At 54.1% G+C, this 18,691-nt stretch carries 13 protein-coding genes and 1 pseudogene; 7 read left to right on the top strand and 7 right to left on the bottom strand.

Going from position 1 to position 18,691, the window contains the following annotated elements:
• The first annotated feature begins 327 nt into the window (after window positions 1–327).
• Window positions 328–1,836: a DASS family sodium-coupled anion symporter gene (locus tag Q7C21_RS04780; protein WP_375150462.1), complete on the top strand. Its 1,509-nt coding sequence runs from the start codon at window positions 328–330 to the stop codon at window positions 1,834–1,836.
• Window positions 1,837–1,992: 156 nt separating this feature from the next.
• A complete protein-coding gene (fumA, locus tag Q7C21_RS04775) occupies window positions 1,993–3,639 on the top strand; it encodes a class I fumarate hydratase FumA (protein WP_110411798.1) in 1,647 nt (548 codons plus the stop codon).
• A gap of 226 nt (window positions 3,640–3,865) precedes the next feature.
• Here the strand turns inward: fumA and Q7C21_RS04770 are convergent, their stop codons facing one another.
• Both Q7C21_RS04770 and Q7C21_RS04765 read right to left on the bottom strand, forming a co-directional pair.
• A complete protein-coding gene (locus Q7C21_RS04770) occupies window positions 3,866–4,522 on the bottom strand; it encodes an SDR family oxidoreductase (protein WP_192378033.1) in 657 nt (218 codons plus the stop codon).
• An 86-nt stretch (window positions 4,523–4,608) separates the two neighbouring features.
• Entirely contained in the window at window positions 4,609–5,676 is a 1,068-nt protein-coding gene (locus Q7C21_RS04765; protein WP_275767356.1) for an SDR family oxidoreductase, read from the bottom strand.
• Window positions 5,677–5,776: 100 nt separating this feature from the next.
• On the opposite strand from Q7C21_RS04765, the gene Q7C21_RS04760 reads away from it, so the two are divergent.
• From Q7C21_RS04760 to Q7C21_RS04745, 4 genes are all read left to right on the top strand, one after another.
• Window positions 5,777–6,679, top strand: coding sequence for a LysR family transcriptional regulator (locus Q7C21_RS04760; protein WP_008924712.1), 903 nt, complete (start codon window positions 5,777–5,779; stop codon window positions 6,677–6,679).
• Between the two features lie 319 nt (window positions 6,680–6,998).
• Complete coding sequence (locus Q7C21_RS04755; protein WP_375150461.1) at window positions 6,999–8,441, top strand: sugar porter family MFS transporter; 1,443 nt, start codon at window positions 6,999–7,001, stop codon at window positions 8,439–8,441.
• A gap of 93 nt (window positions 8,442–8,534) precedes the next feature.
• On the top strand, window positions 8,535–9,362 hold the full coding sequence (locus Q7C21_RS04750; RefSeq protein WP_375150460.1) for a TIM barrel protein: 828 nt from the start codon (window positions 8,535–8,537) through the stop codon (window positions 9,360–9,362).
• A 10-nt stretch (window positions 9,363–9,372) separates the two neighbouring features.
• On the top strand, window positions 9,373–10,383 hold the full coding sequence (locus Q7C21_RS04745; protein WP_375150459.1) for a Gfo/Idh/MocA family protein: 1,011 nt from the start codon (window positions 9,373–9,375) through the stop codon (window positions 10,381–10,383).
• Window positions 10,384–10,492: 109 nt separating this feature from the next.
• Here Q7C21_RS04745 and Q7C21_RS04740 read toward each other — a convergent pair whose 3' ends face one another.
• The 5 genes and pseudogenes from Q7C21_RS04740 to malT form a co-directional block, all read right to left on the bottom strand.
• The gene (locus tag Q7C21_RS04740; protein ID WP_008924716.1) at window positions 10,493–10,966 is read right to left on the bottom strand and encodes an OmpA family protein; all 474 of its coding nucleotides are present in this window, start codon (window positions 10,964–10,966) and stop codon (window positions 10,493–10,495) included.
• Between the two features lie 24 nt (window positions 10,967–10,990).
• The gene (locus tag Q7C21_RS04735; protein ID WP_192378032.1) at window positions 10,991–12,199 is read right to left on the bottom strand and encodes a diguanylate cyclase domain-containing protein; all 1,209 of its coding nucleotides are present in this window, start codon (window positions 12,197–12,199) and stop codon (window positions 10,991–10,993) included.
• A gap of 1 nt (window position 12,200) precedes the next feature.
• Entirely contained in the window at window positions 12,201–12,755 is a 555-nt protein-coding gene (locus Q7C21_RS04730) for a YfiR family protein (protein WP_105099704.1), read from the bottom strand.
• Between the two features lie 258 nt (window positions 12,756–13,013).
• Window positions 13,014–13,156, bottom strand: a pseudogene (locus Q7C21_RS04725) (transcriptional regulator); the annotation flags it as partial.
• 142 nt (window positions 13,157–13,298) lie between these two features.
• Entirely contained in the window at window positions 13,299–16,001 is a 2,703-nt protein-coding gene (gene malT, locus Q7C21_RS04720; RefSeq protein WP_375150458.1) for an HTH-type transcriptional regulator MalT, read from the bottom strand.
• Between the two features lie 281 nt (window positions 16,002–16,282).
• Between malT and malP the strand changes: the two genes are divergently transcribed.
• On the top strand, window positions 16,283–18,685 hold the full coding sequence (gene malP, locus Q7C21_RS04715; protein WP_375150457.1) for a maltodextrin phosphorylase: 2,403 nt from the start codon (window positions 16,283–16,285) through the stop codon (window positions 18,683–18,685).
• The last annotated feature ends 6 nt before the right edge of the window (window positions 18,686–18,691 follow it).

The following is an 18,691-nucleotide window of genomic DNA, read 5'->3' as shown; positions in this document are numbered from 1 at the left end:
TATGGAAAAAACGCTTGCTTTACAGAGTCATTTTGTTGTTGATCAGCTTCACAGAGTCGTCAAATCCCTGACGCAGTAAAAATAAATTAATAATAAATGTTAAAAAACGGGAATAATGAATTAATTTCTTTGATCTGGATCAAAATTCTTATTTCTGGAAATCGCATTATATTTACATGGATTTAAAAGCGCTGCTCATTATCACAGCAGCAGATTAAAAAAATCAGTGCATCGCGGTTTATTCACACTATTAAGAATATAAAAGAAAGTCATCAGTGAAGGTCCGGGGCGCAAATCGCATTCTTATTAACTTGCAGATAAAAAACTATGAAAACACTCTCAGCTGTTACTGAACCCCCAAAAGCCGATCCTGTGGCGGCGGGTAAAAAGAAAGCTATCATGCTGGCGCTGCCGGTAATCGTTGCCGTACTGCTGTTGCTTGTTCCCACCCCAGCCGGACTCGAACCCTACGCCTGGCACTTTTTCGCCATTTTCGTGGGCGTGATTGTCGGGTTGATTTTTGAGCCTCTGCCAGGTGCCGTGATCGGTCTGACTGGCGTGGTGGTCATCGCGCTGTTCAGCCAGTTTCTGCTCTTCAGCCCGGCTGAACTGGCTAACCCGAAATTTAAAGTCGCCAGTGAGTCCTTTAAGTGGGCGGTCAGCGGTTTTGGCAACTCTACAGTCTGGCTCATCTTCGGTGCCTTTATGTTCGCCGCAGGTTATGACAAAACGCAGTTCGGGCGTCGCCTTGCGCTGATTCTGGTGAAATATCTGGGTCGCCGGAGCCTGACGCTGGGTTATGCCATCACCTTTGCTGACCTGTTACTGGCACCCTTTACCCCGTCAAACACCGCGCGCAGTGGCGGCACGATTTACCCGATTATTGCTAACCTGCCGCCGCTGTATGGTTCTAAGCCTAATGACCCGAGCGCCCGTAAAATCGGCTCTTACCTGATGTGGGTCGCGATTACCGCAGCCTGTATCACCAGCTCAATGTTCCTCTCTGCACTGGCTCCTAACCTGCTGGCGCTGGCGCTGGTGAAAAGCATCATCGGTTTTGATATTTCATGGGGCATGTGGTTCCTGGCCTTCCTGCCACTGGGCTTGCTGCTGATTCTGACCATGCCGCTGCTGGCTTACTGGTTCTACCCACCTGAAGTCAAAATCAACGATGAAGTACCAAAATGGGCTATCGCTGAACTGGAAAAACTGGGCCGACTGACCCGCAACGAAATCCTGCTGCTCGTGTTTGTGGTCTGTGCCCTGCTGATGTGGATTTTCGCCACCTCGTGGATTGAGCCTGCGATGGCGGCGTTACTGGTTGTCGTGCTGATGCTGTGGACCGACGTCCTGAACTGGAACGACATCACCAGTAATAAACCGGCCTGGAACACCTTTGCCTGGTTCGCGACCCTGGTTGCGCTGGCGGATGGCCTGGCCCGTGTCGGTTTCATCACCTGGTTAGGTAAAGAGGGTGGCATGCTACTGCAGGGTTATGACCCGCAGGTTTCAGCCGTGGTGCTGTTGATCGCCTTCTTCCTGCTGCACTACCTCTTTGCCAGCACCACCGCGCACACTACCGCGCTGTTACCGGCCATGCTGACCATCGCAGCATCAATCCCAGGCATCAATATGCCCGTCTTCTGCCTGATGCTGTGTACCTCTCTGGGTGTGATGGGCATCATCACGCCATACGGCACTGGCCCAAGTCCGATTTACTACGGTAGCGGCTATCTGCCTACCAAAGATTACTGGCGTCTGGGTACTATCTTCGGTGCCATCTTCTTAGGTTCGATGATGCTGATTGCTTATCCGTGGATGGTGTGGATGTTCTGACGGATACAACATGCAGATCAACGCGTTATAAGATACCATTCCAGCACTTCCTCACCGCACCCACGGTGAGGAAGCATAATAAACGATTAATTCGCCTATGATGTTGTGCCCCGCAGCCTGCACGCGGAGGTTCAGCCGGTCATTAAGTGAGAAAAAATGTCGAACAAACCTTTTGTCTATCAGAACCCTTTTCCGCTGTCCCACGAAGATACTGAATACTATTTGCTGAGTCGCGAGCATGTCTCCGTCGCCGAGTTTGAGGGTCAGGAGATCCTGAAAGTTGACCCGCAGGCACTGACGCTGCTGAGTCAGCAGGCCTTCCACGACGCTTCTTTCATGCTGCGTCCGGCCCACCAGCAGCAGGTTGCCTCCATCCTTGATGACCCGGATGCCAGCGACAATGACAAATATGTGGCTCTGCAGTTTTTAAGAAACTCTGAAATTGCTGCCAAAGGCGTGCTGCCTACCTGTCAGGATACCGGCACCGCGATCATCATGGGCAAAAAGGGCCAGCGCGTCTGGACCGGCGGTGGCGATGAAGCCGCGCTGTCACTGGGTATCTACAACACTTATATTGAAGATAACCTGCGCTATTCCCAGAATGCCGCGCTGGATATGTATAAAGAGGTGAATACCGGCACTAACCTTCCTGCGCAGATCGACCTCTACAGCGTAGATGGCGATGAGTACAAGTTTCTCTGTATCGCTAAAGGCGGCGGCTCCGCCAACAAAACTTATCTCTATCAGGAAACCAAAGCGCTGCTGAGCCCAGGCAAACTGAAAAATTACCTGGTGGACAAAATGCGTACCCTCGGCACCGCTGCCTGCCCGCCATACCATATCGCGTTTGTTATCGGCGGCACCTCGGCAGAGAGCACACTGAAAACCGTGAAGCTCGCCTCAACGCACTACTACGATGGCTTACCGACCGAGGGCAACGAGCATGGTCAGGCATTTCGTGATGTGCAGCTCGAGCAGGAACTGCTGAAAGCAGCGCAGGACCTTGGCCTTGGCGCGCAGTTTGGTGGCAAGTACTTCGCCCACGACATCCGCGTGGTGCGTCTGCCGCGTCACGGCGCGTCCTGCCCGATCGGCATGGGCGTTTCCTGCTCGGCTGACCGCAATATCAAAGCGAAGATTAACCGCGAAGGTATCTGGATTGAGAAGCTGGAATCAAATCCAGGCCGTCTGATTCCGGAAGCGCTGCGTCAGCAGGGCGAAGGTGAAGTGTTGCAGGTGAATCTTAACCGTCCAATGGAAGAGATTCTGGCCCAGCTCTCCGCGTATCCGGTTTCTACCCGCCTTTCACTGACCGGCACCATTATCGTGGCGCGTGATATCGCACATGCCAAACTCAAAGAGCGCATCGATAATGGCGAAGGATTGCCGCAGTACATCAAAGATCACCCGGTCTATTACGCTGGTCCGGCTAAAACGCCTGAAGGTTATGCGTCCGGTTCACTCGGCCCGACGACAGCCGGACGCATGGATTCCTATGTGGACTTGCTGCAAGCCCACGGCGGCAGCAAAATCATGCTGGCAAAAGGTAACCGCAGTCAGCAGGTGACGGATGCCTGCCATAAACATGGCGGCTTTTACCTGGGCAGCATCGGTGGTCCGGCCGCGGTGCTGGCGCAGCAGAGCATCAAGAGTCTGGAATGCGTGGAGTATCCTGAGCTGGGAATGGAAGCGATCTGGAAAATCGAGGTGGAGAATTTCCCTGCCTTTATCCTGGTCGATGATAAAGGTAATGACTTCTTCCAGCACATTGAGCGTGCGCACTGCGCTAAATGCGTGAAGTAATACCTGCGTCAGCTAAGCAAAAAGCCCACTGATTCGGGGCTTTTTTGTTGATTAAAGTAAGGGCTATTGGCTGTCAGAGAGTCTGCGCAGGGAGCACGGTCAGAGGAGGAAAGCATCCCTTACCAGGGACGGTGCGGACCGAGGGTGTCATGGATGACGGCTTTTGCGTCTTTCCAAACTGACCGCGTTCCCTGAGCAGGCTCGATCCAGCAACAACCCTACCTTTCTATACCCGCTGCAACCGCTGCAACGCCACATCAATCTGCACATCACCCTGGGTGAGTTCGATTATCTGATATTTAATCGCCGGATTCTCAATCAACCCGACCAGCGTCGCCGCCACATCTTCACGCGGGATTTCCCCATACGGAATAGCGAGATCAGCATGCACCCGCCCTGTCCCGGCTTCATCGGTCAGCGTACCCGGCCGCAGGATCACCCACTCCAGCTTGCTCGCCACCAGCACGGCATCCGCCAGACGTTTCACCCGCATGTAATTCTCAAAACCCTCTGATGGCGTTTTACCACGGCCTGCATCCGGAAACGCCGAGACCAGCAGGAAGCGCGAGACACCCGCCTGCTCTGCTGCAGCTACCGCCAGCTTCAACCCTTCACCGTCAATGGCATTGGTTAACTCGATCCCGGCTCCGCCCGCACCCGCGGTGAAAACAACCACTTCGTGACCCGTCATTAAACCGGACAGTGCCGTCACGCTGAGTTGCTGAATATCACCCGCAACAGGCTTCGCGCCTGCGGCCTGAAGAGTCTCAGCCTGTTCCGGTTTACGATGCAGCGCCGTGACCGCATGATTTCTGCTGCTCAGCTGACGCGTCAGCTTTTGACCAACCTTGCCCGCCGCCCCGATAATGAAACATGTTGTCATCGATCTGCTCCTCCATTCACTGATTCAGTGCCTGAGTATAGTCTCTGCCAGAAACGAAACAGGCGCCTGATGCGGCGCCTGCTGGGTTATTCCGGAATCACTTTTTCCGCTTTCAGCTTATCAAACAGCTGAGTAAAGGAGTCGAGCGTGCTGCGATAGCCGGTAAAGCCCGCTTTGCGGCTCTTACTCATATCAGTAAAAGCTTCCATCGGACGGCCCAGGTCTGCATCGGTGTGCCACCATGAAGCCAGCTTAGTCACATCTGCCTCACGCAACTGATTCTGCTCTGCAATCGCCTGCCATGCACTGGCGGCTTCCTGCATACGATTTTCCAGCGGCATCATCTGCGCCGGGTACTCCGCAGCTTCAATACCGAAATAGTCTGCCAGTTTTGGCCACATCCAGTTCCAGCGGAAAACGTCACCGTTTACGGCATTGAAATCCTCATTTGCGCCATTTGGTGAAGTGGCAGCCCAGTGCAGCTGCTCAGCCAGCAGGCCCGCATCGGTCATATCCACAATGCCGTTCCACTGCTCAGGCGAGCCTGGGAAGATAAAGGGCCAGCCCTTCTCTTTGCACAGCGTCGCGTAAACCGCCAGCGTCTGCCCCATATTCATCGCGTTACCTACGGCATGACCGATGATGGTATGCGGACGGTGAACACTCCAGCGATAGTCATACTTCTCAGCGCCCGCGAACACTTCATCTTCCTGCGCGTAATAGAAGTTATCGACTGGCTGACGACCCTGCTCTTCGCGGAACGGCGTCACCGGCACCGCCCCTTTGCCGTAAGCTTCAAACGGACCCAGATAATGCTTTAGACCGGTAACCAGTGCCACGTGTGAACCCTTCAGGCGATCGCCGAGTGCTTCAATCACATTGCGCACCATGCCGCCATTAACGCGGATGTTCTCTTTCTCATTTTCCTGACGCGCCCAGACGCTGAAGAAAAGCGCATCCGGTTTTACCTCTTTCAGTGCGTCACGAACGGCGTCAGCGTCGGTCAGATCGGCTGTCAGACTGGCTGCGCCTTCAGGAACCGCACCGCGTCCGCGTGAAAGACCGGTGACCTGCCAGCCTTCTGTTTGTAATTTCTCTGCCAGTGCGCGACCAATAACACCGCTGATGCCAACAATCAAAGCGTGCTTTTTCATTTGATTTCTCCTCGTTTTGCGTAATTCTAAGCCTAATAGAGAATTCAGTTCTTATCTCTGGCATTTATTCACAGCATTCTTAACCTGAGTTCATCAATCAATGCACGATCATCGCCTCAAAGATATTCTGCCGTTTGTTGCCAGCGTCGAGTGCGGCAGCTTTACCGCCGCGGCTGAGCGGCTGCATGTGACCGGTTCGGCAGTCAGTAAAAGCGTCAGCCGCCTGGAGACGCGACTGGGCTCGCGGCTGCTGGAACGCACCACGCGAAGCCTGCACCTCACCGACGCGGGCAGCGCCTATTATCAGACCTGCCTGCGCATCCTGGAGGATCTGGCCGAAGCCGAGGCAGTGCTGGCGGCGCAGCGCATCATTCCGTCCGGTCGTCTGCGTCTGGCGGTGCCCACGACCTATGGCCGTCTCAACGTCATGCCGCTCTTGATGCCATTTTGCCAGCAGCACCCGGAACTGGCGCTGAGCCTGAGTTTGTCCGATCGCTTTGTGGACCTGTTTGAGGAAGGCGTGGATGTGGCAGTACGGATCGGCGGTGCGCCTGACCTCCCTGCGTCCCTGGGATGGCGCAATATGGGCCGCGAGCAGATGCAGTTCTGTGCCTCTCCTGCTTATCTGGACCGTGAAGGTCGTCCGGAGAATGAGGCGGCGCTGCTGAATCATCCCGCCATCCTTTATGAGCGCGTGGATGGCTCGACCAAACCCTGGCTGTTCACCACTGAAGATGGTCAGCCACACTGGCGCGAGGTGCCGTTCAGGCTGGCAGTGGGCGACGTTGATGCGCAACTGCAGGCGGTCATCGCCGGACTGGGTGTGGCCCAGATGCCTTCATGGCTGATTCAGCGCGCCGTAGCAGCCGGCGAACTGGAGATTATCCTGCCGCAGTTACAACCTGACGGGCTGACGCTAAGCGTGGTATGGCCACGGCGTAAACAGTTTCTGCCAAAAGTAGACGCGCTGTTATCCGCATTAAATGCACTCACCATCCGCTAACCTCAACATTCCCCCTTCTTCTGGTCAGGATATTTCATCCTGACCCTGATTCATTACACTCTGCTTTCCCGAAATTATTCCCATTTCGCCCTGACAAAAACATCGCTTTTTTATTAACGTGAACAATAACCCTCTTTAATCTAACGATTTTTATTACGCCCTGATGGAATCCAATCAAAATAAAAAAGGCGCAAGGGTTGAGCTCACATAATGAAAACTAAGTTTCAAATATAATTTAACCCGAAATAAAAATATCAGTAGGGTGATGGCTTCTTCATGTTCTGACGTTTTGTCTTTGCCGTAATGACCAGGAGTATTCATGGAAAAAGAACTTTATATTTCGTCGAACCCGGCCTCCGGTCCCAATAGCGCCACCCGCACCGAGCCTTTTGTGAAGATTATTGCGTTGGTTGCCACTTTAGGTGGGTTGCTATTTGGTTATGACACCGGTGTGGTCTCGGGTGCGCTGCTATTTATGCGTAGCGATCTGCATCTCACACCGTTTACAACGGGACTGGTGACCAGCTCCCTGCTGTTTGGCGCGGCCTTCGGCGCACTGGCGGCCGGCCATCTGGCAGATGGCCTGGGCAGACGACGCATTATCATCGCACTGGCGCTGATTTTTGCTCTGGGTGCGGTGGGATCAGCCCTGGCACCGGACGTCACCTGGATGATCGCCTCGCGTCTGTTCCTGGGGTTTGCCGTGGGCGGCGCGGCAGCCACCGTGCCGGTCTACATCGCGGAAATCGCACCCGCTAACAAACGCGGCCAGCTGGTTACCCTGCAGGAGCTGATGATCGTCAGCGGTCAGTTGCTGGCTTACATCTCAAACGCCACATTTAACGACATCTGGGGCGGTGAAAACACCTGGCGCTGGATGCTGGCGTTATCGATTGTGCCCGCCGTTCTGCTCTGGATCGGCATGATATTTATGCCAGAAACCCCACGCTGGCACGTAATGAAAGGCCGCAGTCAGGCCGCCCGTGAGGTGCTGGAAAAAACCCGCGCCGCTGAAGATGTTGAGTGGGAACTGGAGGAGATTGAGGAAACCATCGAAGAGAACCGCCAGCGTGGCAAAGGCCGCCTGCGCGATCTTGCGACGCCCTGGCTGATGAAAATTTTCCTGCTGGGCGTGGGCATCGCCGCCATTCAGCAGCTGACCGGCGTCAATACCATCATGTACTACGCGCCGACCATGCTGACCGCTGCCGGACTGAGCAATGATGCGGCGCTGTTTGCCACCATCGCCAATGGCGTGATTTCGGTGGTGATGACGCTGGTCGGTATCTGGTTAATCGGCAAAGTGGGCCGTCGCCCGCTGGTGTTAATTGGCCAGATGGGCTGCACCTGCTGCCTTTTCTTTATCGGGCTGGTCTGCTGGCTGATGCCGGAATACCTCAATGGCACCGTCAATCTGCTGCGGGCGTATCTGGTGCTGGCGGGCATGCTGATGTTTCTGTGCTTTCAGCAGGGCGCGTTATCACCGGTGACCTGGTTACTGCTGTCAGAAATTTTCCCCGCTAGGATGCGCGGCATCTGTATGGGCGGCGCGGTCTTCTCACTGTGGATCGCTAATTTTGCCATCTCTATGGCCTTCCCGCTGTTATTAGCCGCGTTTGGTCTGGCTGGTGCCTTCTTCATATTCGCGGCCATCGGCATCGGCGGTTCTGTTTTTGTTGTGAAGTTTATTCCCGAAACCCGGGGAAGAAGTCTTGAGCAGGTCGAGCACTATTTCTATGCGCTTTATAACGGCAAAAAATAGTGCCTGCTGCGCAGTAAAAAATAACGGCCCGCGTCATGACGCTGACGACCCGATTGCTATTAACACCGACACCCTACGTTCAAGGAAATTGTTATGAGCCTGAATATTCCCAACGCGCGCTTTTGCATCAACCGTAAAATAGCGCCCAGCCTCACCCTTCCGCAATTTTTTAACCTCGTCAGCCAGCTGGGTATTCATAATGTCGAGCTGCGTAATGATATGCCCAGCGGACGCGTTACCGACGATCTCAGCGGTGACGACGTCAGGGCCCTGGCGCGTGAGTCAGGTATTCGTATTGTCACTATCAATGCGCTCTATCCGTTTAACCAGCTGAATGAAGAGGTACTACAGCGCGCCCACCAGTTATTAAGCGATGCGCAGGCAGTTGGCGCGGAATCGCTGGTGCTCTGTCCGCTCAATGACGGTACGCCCATCAGCGCAGCCGATACCGTCGCTGCACTGAAAACCCTGGCACCGCTGTTCGCCGACGCAGGTATTCAGGGACTGGTCGAGCCGCTGGGCTTTCCTCAGAGCTCACTACGTTCGGCAACTCAGGCGCAGACACTGATTCATGAAGCAGGCGTGCCGTTCAGATTACTGATTGATACCTTCCATCATCATCTGTTTGAGGATGCGGAACAGACTTTTGACCAGGAGATCGATATCGGTCAGATCGGGCTGGTGCACCTCTCCGGCGTCACTGACCCACGCCCGGTCAGCCAGCTCACCGACGAAGAGCGCATCATGCTCAGCGCGGACGACCGCCTGCAAAGTAAGCAACAGGTTGAGCGGCTGGAGAAGATGGGCTACAGCGGCCTTTACGCTTTTGAACCTTTCTCGTCGGTAATGAACAGCTGGCAGGAAGCGGACATCACCCGCGAAATACGCGACAGCATTCGTTTGTTAAATCACTCAGCTTAAGGGAATCATCATGACAATTAACATTGGTGTTATCGGCACCGGCGCAATCGGCCGCGAACATATCCGTCGTTGCAGCACAGTGTTACAGAATGCGCGCGTGGTGGCGCTCAACGACATCAACCGCGACAACTGCCAGCAGATTGTGAATGAGCTGACGCCGGAAGCACGCATTTATGACAATGCGTTGGATCTCATTAACGATCGGCTGGTGAATGCGGTGCTGGTCGCCTCCTGGGGTCCGACACATGAAGCCTTTGTGCTGGCCTGTATCGAAGCGGGCAAAGCGGTGTTCTGCGAAAAACCGCTGGCGGTCACCGCTCAGGGCTGTATGAATATTGTTGAAGCGGAGATTCAGGCGGGACGGCAGCTGGTGCAGGTCGGCTTTATGCGCCCTTATGATAGCGGCTACCGTGCGCTAAAAGCGGTCATCGACAGCGGTGAGATTGGTGAACCGCTGATGCTGCATTGCGCACACCGTAATCCGGAAGTGGGTGACAGTTACACCACCGACATGGCAATCACCGATACGCTTATCCACGAACTCGATGTGCTGCGCTGGCTGCTGAATGATGACTACGCCAGCGTACAGGTGATCTTCCCACGCAAAACCCGCAAGGCATCGTCACATCTGCGCGATCCACAAATCGTGCTGCTGGAGACAGCCAAAGGCGCGCGTATTGATGTCGAAATCTTTGTGAACTGTGAATATGGCTACGACATTCAGTGTGAAGTGGTGGGTGAACGCGGCGTTGCCCGCCTGCCGGAGCCCGTTTCTGTGCAGACACGCAGCGCGGCAAAACTCTCGACTACCATTTTGACCGACTGGAAAAAACGCTTTATCGATGCCTATGACGTGGAGCTACAGGCGTTTATCAACAACGTCATCAGCGGTGAGATGACGGGGCCCTCGGCGTGGGATGGTTACGCGGCGGCAGTCGCGGCCGATGCCTGTGTCGCGGCACAAACCTCTGGCGAGATTGTGCCGGTTAAGATGTCGGTTAAACCGGCGTTTTATCGCTGATAAAAACAACGCATGGCGGAGTCCGCCGTGCGTTCATCTTTTCCCATGGTCAGCGCATGGTCACGCGCAGGTAAATCCGACGACAAAGCAGGTGTTGGCCGCTGGTTTATCATGGTGCTGTGATCACAATGGCCACGCGGCGGTTTTGCGCACGCCCTTGCGCGCTGTTGTTGCTGGTAACCGGAGCACTCATCCCCAATCCACGCGTAACAATATTTCCACGGGGTATCGACGCACCTTCCGCCCACTGTGCCGCTACGGCATTCGCTCTTTTCAACGACAGCTGCTGGTTATAATCGGGTTTGCCATAATTGTCAGTGTGCCCATCGATGCGCACATGCTCAATACCGGTCGATGCCAGGTTTTTCGCCATCCCCTGAATATTACTTTTGCTTGAGGGAGTCAGTTCTGATTCGTTAACACCAAACAGGATTTTATCGGATAATCCCAACCCCCAGCCTTCACTATTTCGGGTAAATCCAGCACTTTTCATCGCGGCGATTTGTGCCTCACTAAAATGCTCTTTAGACTGACAACCCACCAAAGCCAGAGTCAGGAGCATCAGGGAAATATTCTTTTTCATATTCACGTCTCGTTCACGCCTTCATTAAACTTTATTTTTTCGCTTATTCTTATACATATTCATATCAGCACGTTCGAGGATCGATTCAACCGTATCACCCTGTTGTGACCACGCATATCCGATGGTCATTGAGGTTTTTATCGGCATACCTTCTGCAATACTGATTTCTTCGCTGATCGCAGCATGAATGTTCTGCATGAGTTGCTGCAATTGCTCATCACGGGTCCGGCTGCTCACCAGCATGGCAAATTCATCTCCGCCTAATCTGGCAACCAGATCCTGTTCAGATGCCTGTGATAAAAGGCGCGATCCTATCGCTTTCAATACCTCATCCCCGGCGGCATGTCCCCAGTTATCATTAATGCTCTTAAAACGATCGCCATCGAGAAATAACAGCGCAAAGCGCTCATTGGCAGATTGCAGAGCGAGGAGTTGTGTCAGTCGGGCGGAAAATGCAGTGCGGTTGGCAAGGCCGGTCAGCGGGTCTTCCAGCGCTTTAGCAGCCAGCGAGCGATTATCACGCATAAGCGAAGCCTTCAGCGATTGCATTTCCTTAAGCAGTGAATTCAGATCGTCTGAAAAGAGCTGAAACTCTTTAATTGGGCCACCCTGGATTCGCAGTGAAAAATCACCAGAATGAATCACATAGTGAATTGAGCTGGTAATGGTGCGCAGTGTTGCAACCATACCCCGATGCAGAAATTCACTCAGCAGAAGCGAGATAACCAGCACACAAAGCATGCCGCTGCTAAGAATCATAAATGAGTAACGAAGGAAGTTTAACGCGCCGGTCACCGTGCCTTCCAGCGTCAACGTCCCGACGACAGCATCAGCATGAATGATATTGACGTTAAGAGGTTTGATATAAATCCACTCGCGCAGTAAGCGTGAATACCAACCCGACGGTTCCTGTTGTGCATTCCACTGAACCAGAACAATGTGATCACGGGTAACCAGCTTCGCGGAAGCGAACATGCCTTCATTGCCAAGCCGTTCGATTTTATTACGTGCGTCGTAGCTGTCGGCAAAAACGGTAGCCGCAGTTAGCGTAGTACTTAGCGTCGAACCGATTAATTCGAGATTTCGTTTCTCATATTTTTTAATAAACAGCAGCGACGTTGATGAGAGCAATAACCAGCACAGCAGGAGTATCACTGCAGCGTTGATGGTGCTTATCTTCCGCAGTTTATTGCGGATGGACGATTTATCATGTCTTAATTTATCAAATTTCATCTTATTCGCCTCCCTCGCGGGAGAGCAAAAGCACATCAGGACTCACCCTGACACCGCTTCTGGCAAGGGAATCGAGGTTAACGGAAAAATGCGTATGATTAGGCTGAAAAATCATGCAAAACGCGGCACCCACCGTACACTCCGCATTATTCTCCGCGAGGCTAAGAACGGCCCTTCCCGTAAAATGCTGCAGAGAGTCAACCTGCTGCTGGGGCGTCTGATCGCCGAAATAAACAGCATCGCATCGGTGCATACTGAAGTCGTTAACAGAAGCAAGATACACAACAGTAAATGTCGCGGTTGAAGACGCAGGATTTTCCGGTAAAGAGAGATGTCGCGCTGAAGATAAAACACATAATTCTGGTCGTTTCACACCCGGCCAGTGGGTGAAACTGATAATACCACTGACAATGCGATTAGCTTTGCCATCCTGTATTTCGGCCCAGGCTAAATGAGGAATGACGATGAGCAGAAGAAACGTCAGGGCGATTGTGCAGATGTGTCGTAGCAGAAGCAGTAAAGCGACATGGTGATGGGTTTGATATTTATCTATCATACTGCGTTCCAGTAATACTACACACGGCAGGAAACCTGAATAAACGTCGAAATGTTAGCACAGCAGCAGTTACAAATGTTAACAAACTTCAATCACTATAATTTATAGCGGCCCTGATATTTATCTCAGCTTACACGCTCATTTGCGATTTTATCATCAGATTAAGCAAACCATCAGAAAAAGCGCAGCGTGACCTGCACGATTAAGCTTTTCCTTTGCCTCGTCTCTTCGTATCTGGCGTAAATATCGCGCATGTAATCAGTCAAAATAGGGTTTTAAAATGTCTTCTGTCCAGTGCATAAAAGCCCTGATACGCCGCGACAGATTGCGGCGGTGCGCGACCACAAATACGCGCTAAGCGGCTCGGGACGCAGATCGGGAAGCACTTCAACCAGTTCACCACAGCACACTCCCGCTCTGCTTTACTCTTCCAGACCTTGTCAGGCGTCTTTAACCGGCGTCGGTTTCCTGTGCGGGTTTTACATCAGAACAGCCTTCTGCCTGGGCAATTTTCAACAATCGATGAATAATCGCCCGCTATTCTCAGACATAGCCCATCATTTTTAACAGCGCCTGCACCTGATCCATTGCCTCGCTGCGATGAGAGACGCCCAGTTTTTGGTAGAGATTACGGATATGCGTTTTGATGGTGGTGGATGCCACCGCCAGTTCCCCGGCGATTTGATCGTTGCTGTATCCTGAATAGATCAGGCCCAGCACCTGCCACTCACGCTGCGTCAGTGGACTGGTACGGATCAGTTCCGGCACGTCAGGATGGTTGAGCAACCGGCTGACAAAACCTTCATCGAAATGGGCAAACTTATGTCGATGATATTTATTAATTTCAAGCAGGATGCGGCGGGCGCGGTGACTGTCCAGCTCATTCAGGGTATTTAGCTGAATCAGCTGCCGCAGTTGTTGCGCCATCATCTCGCCTTCAATGACAAAATGGCTGATAAATCCGGTGCTGCGTGCCAGTTTCAGCGCCTCAATCAGCACACGCTGCGCCTCCGCTTTGCGGTCAGTCTGCCAGTAGATCTGATTCAACAGCAGCAGATTACGGTTTAAATCGCTCATCAGGCGCAGGGCACGGGCGTTCTCATTCAGTTCCTCAAGCACCACTTCTGCCTGGCTGACATCACCCAGCAGGATCTGTGCACGGGCAATGTTACGCCACTGTCCCTGCAGGAAATGATTGTTAGCGAAAGCGGGTTTGGGTGTCTGCCGCATCCAGTCGCGTGCGTTCTGGCTGTCGCCGGTCATCTGCCAGTAGATCACCCGAACCTTATCGGCATTGGCGATCCAGTCACTGTGCCAGTTGCCGTTGTTCAGCAGGTTTTCCAGACGGTTCAGGTAGCTGCGGGCGTTATCAATGTTGCCGCGCGCCAGTGAGCACTGTACCAGCAGTCCCAGACACTGAATCTGCTGTTGCGGCTGGTAACCGTTCAGCACGTTGATCCCTTCGCGCGCCGCCTGCTCTGCCTCTTCCAGTCGGCCCCAGGCCCATAACAGCTGAGCGCGAATGCGCAGCAGAAACTCATGCAGCGGGAACTGCGCCAGATGCTGCTCTTCCACCAGCACAAAGGCGCGGCTCTGGATCTCATAGGCGGCCTGCAAAAAGCCCTGAGCAAACAGAATCTCGCTCTGTTGAATCATGCTCCAGAGCGCGTAGTGCCAAACCTCATCGCGACGTGCCATCTGTTCGGTCTGACGCATCAGCTTGAGTGAATCATCTAACTCACCTTTGCAGTGCATCACTTCGCCATGTACTGAGGTCGCCACAATACGGCTGTAGTGACGGCTGGCTGGCAGGGTGTCGAGCGCCACTTTCGCCAGCCGCTCCGCTTCGTCGGTATTGCCATCGTTGATCGCCACCTGGGCGCGCAACGCATTAAATTCACCGCGCAGAGCGGCATCAATCTCGCAGCGGCTGGCCTGTTCAAAACGTGCCAGCAGACTATCGACTTCAGAAAAGCGATGCTGGGTCTGCATCAGCCACGCCTGCAGCAGCACCAGCATAGGATTCTCCAGCATCATCTCCCACGGCAGCGCTTTCAGGGAGTTCTCCAGTAACGGCAGTTCGCTCTGATTAAACAGCGTCCAGGCGTGCTTCAGCAGCACATCCCGCAGCATGCTCGCGTCACCGGAGGCGAGCGAGTGGTGAATCGCCTCGCCAGGAAACCCCTGCGCCATCCAGCTTTCAGCCGCAGCCCGATGCAGCGCAGGCAGCTCTGCGGCCAGCTCCCACTGACAGCGCTGACGCAGAAAGTTCCCAAACAGCGGATGGTAGCTGAACCAGCAGCCGGAATCGTCCATGCGCTGCAGAAATAACCCCTGACGTTCAATCTCCTCCAGCCGCATCTGGCCGTTATCTTCGTGGGTTACGCAGGCTATCAGCTCATCGTTCATTGAACGCAGCAGCGCAGTTTTGAGTAAGAAATGGCGGGTGGAGAGATCGACATTATCCAGTACCTCTTCCACCAGGTAGTCAGAGAGATGGCTGGCATTAATACCAGAAAGCCGCCGGGCTGAATGCTGCGCAGAGCTGGCACCCTGTCGTGCCGACAGCACGATCAGTTGCAGTGCCGTCGCCCAGCCTGCGACATCATCACAAAGGCGGCTGCTCTCGTCGCTTTCCAGCGGCGCCGACAGACGGCAGTCAAAGAACTGGCGCGCTTCCTGATGTGTAAATGCGAGCTGCTGGCTGCCCAGTTCAATCAGTTGCTCACGCACCCGCAGGTTAGCGATACCCAGCTGCGGCAGGTTACGCGACATCAGAATAAGCGTCAGATTCTCCGGCTGATGACGCAGGAAAAAGCGCATCGCGTCATGAATGACCGGATTGGTGATGAGATGGTAGTCATCAACAATCAGCCACAACGGCTGCTGCCACTCCACCAGTTCGATAAAAAGCTGAGAAAACAGTGCATTGAGATTCACATATTGCCGCTTCTGCGCCAGCAGCTCAGTGCGGGGACAGCCGCCATGTGTGGCCTGTTGCAGTGCAGCTATCAGGTAATCGACAAAGCGTTCCGCCTGATTGTCGCCCTCGTCCAGAGATACCCAGCCCAGATCGCGCTTTCCCGCCGCCCACTGAGATACCAGTGTGGTTTTGCCGTAACCTGCCGGACTGGTGACCAGTACCAGCCGATAGTTACCGACAGCGGTGAGCTTTTGCAGCAATCTTTCACGGATGACGGTGCCTTCAAGACGGACCGGGCGGCTGAGTTTGGCGGGTATTAACATGGGCGCGCGTTTCTCCATTCGTCGAGCGCATCATTATTTTACGCTTCGTAATTATTCCTTACACAGGTTCAGCATTTCGTCTGATGAATGCAAGCAAACCCATTAACTAAACTTTACAAAAGCGTGCGCAATCACACTCCTGCGTCGATTTAGGAATAGCCTCATTCTCTCCACCCTCCCTATCCTCCTGCCCTAATCCTTTTCGGGAGGATGAGTGATGATTTCCGCCCGGGCACACTGTGACCACATTGACCCACTTTCTTTTTTTCAGGACATCAATCATGACACAGCCCGATTTTAACCCGACTCAGTTTACTGCTGCCCTGACCCGTCAGTGGCAGCGTTTTGGCCTGCACGACGCGCAGGAGATGAACCCGTCGCAGTGGTGGCAGGCCCTCAGCGGTGCACTGGCCGATATGCTGGCGGCGCAGCCAGGTCGCCCGGCTACAACTGAACTGCGCCATGTTAACTATCTGTCGATGGAGTTTTTGATAGGTCGCCTGACCGGCAACAATCTGCTGAATCTGGGCTGGTATGACGCGGTGAATAATGCGCTGGCCGCCTGGAATGTCTCACTCACCGACGTGCTGGAAAACGAAACCGATCCGGCGCTGGGCAATGGCGGTCTGGGTCGCCTGGCGGCCTGTTTTCTGGATTCTATGGCAAATGTGGGTCAGCCTGCCACGGGCTATGGTCTGAACTATCAATATGGTCTTTTCCGCCAGCGTTTCGAACAGGGCGCGCAGATTGAAGGGCCGGATGACTGGCAGCGCGATCGCTATCCGTGGTTTAACCATAACGCTGCGCTGAACGTGCGCGTCGGTCTGGGCGGTAAAGTGATCACTGTCGAAGGTGAGCCGCAGTGGCAACCGGCAGTTGAACTGGTCGGGGAAGCCTGGGATCTACCGGTAGTAGGTTATGAGAATGGCATCAGCCAGCCACTGCGTTTATGGCAGGCGAAACATGTTCAGCCGTTCAACCTCAGCCGCTTTAACGACGGCGATTTTTTGCGTGCGGAGCAACAGGGCATTGATGCAGAAAAACTCACCAAAGTGCTCTATCCCAATGACAATCATCAGAACGGTAAAAAACTGCGTCTGATGCAGCAATATTTCCAGTGCGCCTGTGCGCTGGCTGACATTCTGCGTCGTCACCATCTGGCCGGACGCAACATCGAAACCCTGGCTGACCATGAAGTGATCCAGCTTAACGACACCCATCCGACGCTGGCGATCCCGGAGCTGATGCGTCTGCTGCTGGATGAGCATCAGCTTAGCTGGGATCGCGCCTGGCAGATCACCCAACACACCTTTGCCTACACCAACCATACGCTGATGCCGGAAGCGCTGGAATGCTGGGATGTGCGACTGGTGCGCAGCCTGCTACCGCGCCATATGATGATCATTAATACCCTGAACGCGCAGCTGAAAACGGCAGTCACCGCACGCTGGCCGGATGATGACGCAAAGTGGGCAAAACTGGCACTGGTGCACAATAACCAGCTCCGCATGGCCAACCTTTGCGTCACCAGCGGCTTCGCGGTCAATGGTGTGGCGGCACTGCACTCAAAACTGGTAGTGCAGGATCTCTTCCCGGAATATCACCAGATGTGGCCGGAAAAATTCCATAACGTGACCAATGGCATTACACCGCGCCGCTGGATTAATCAGTGCAACCCGGCGCTGAGTGCGTTGATTAGCCGAACGCTGCAAAAGCCCTGGTTGAACGATCTTGATGCCCTGCAGGGACTGGAAGCTTTTGCGGATGACGCCACGTTCCGCGCGGAATATCGCGCCATCAAACAGCAGAATAAGCAGGCACTGGTCGGGTGGATCAAAAACCGGACGGGTATTGAGATCAACCCCACCGCGCTGTTTGATGTACAGATTAAGCGCCTGCATGAGTACAAACGTCAGCATCTGAGCCTGCTGCACATCATTGCACTGTGGCAGACGCTGGTCACCGATCCGCAGGCGAACCGTGCACCGCGCGTGGTGCTGTTTGGTGCCAAAGCCGCGCCGGGCTATGCGCTGGCGAAAAACATCATCTACGCCATCAACAAAGTGGCCGAAGTGATCAATCAGGATCCGCGCATCGGCGACCGCCTGAAGGTGGTGTTTATTCCCGATTACAACGTCTCCGTCGCCGAGCGCCTGATTCCGGCCGCCGACCTTTCTGAACAAATTTCTACTGCCGGTAAAGAGGCCTCCGGCACCGGCAACATGAAGCTGGCGCTTAACGGTGCGCTGACCATCGGCACAATGGATGGGGCCAACGTCGAGATCGCCGAACAGGTCGGCAGCGAAAATATCTTTATATTCGGGCATACCGTGGAACAGGTGGTGGCGTTAAAAACGGGCGGCTATGCCCCGGATCAGTGGCGCACAAAAGATCCACAGCTCAATCAGGTGTTACAAGCGCTTGAAGATGGCACCTTCAGCCAGGGCGACCTCCACGCTTTTGACGCGATGCTGCACAGTCTCGGCCCGGAAGGCGGCGATCCTTATCTTGTTCTGGCTGACTTCCAGCCCTACCTGGACGCGCAGGCGCAGGTTGAACGGCTGTGGAGCGATCAGGAGGCCTGGACGCGTGCCACCATCCTGAATACTGCCCGCTGTGGCATGTTCAGTTCCGATCGCGCAATCCGCGATTATCAGCAACGCATCTGGCAAGCGAAACGCTAAGGAACG

Source organism: Pantoea sp. ANP04, from assembly GCF_041982285.1.
Classification (GTDB): domain Bacteria; phylum Pseudomonadota; class Gammaproteobacteria; order Enterobacterales; family Enterobacteriaceae; genus Pantoea; species Pantoea eucalypti.
This window is presented reverse-complemented; position numbering and strand designations above follow the sequence as displayed.